Below are 254 nucleotides of genomic sequence, written 5' to 3'. Positions count from 1 at the left end.
CGTCTCACCTGGCGATTTGATCCACCACAGCGATGCCGGGTCCCAGTACACATCTATCCGATACACCGAGCATCTCGACCTCGAGGGCATCGCGCCGTCGATCGGTACCGTCGGCGACGCTTACGATAACGCGCTCATGGAGACCGTGAACGGCCTGTTCAAGACCGAGTGCATCCGCACCACCGTCTTCCATCCTGGGCCCTTCAGGACGCTCTCGGACGTCGAGTACGCGACGGCCGGCTGGGTCGACTGGT

The 254-nt window shown here is 62.6% G+C and carries 1 protein-coding gene; it reads left to right on the top strand.

What is annotated here, in order from left to right:
* Positions 1 to 254 (top strand): integrase core domain-containing protein (locus tag MTQ12_RS14860; RefSeq protein WP_247619231.1); only part of this gene is annotated, 254 nt, incomplete at both ends.

The organism is Brevibacterium sp. R8603A2 (genome assembly GCF_023072605.1).
Lineage (GTDB): Bacteria > Actinomycetota > Actinomycetes > Actinomycetales > Brevibacteriaceae > Brevibacterium > Brevibacterium pityocampae.
This window is presented reverse-complemented; position numbering and strand designations above follow the sequence as displayed.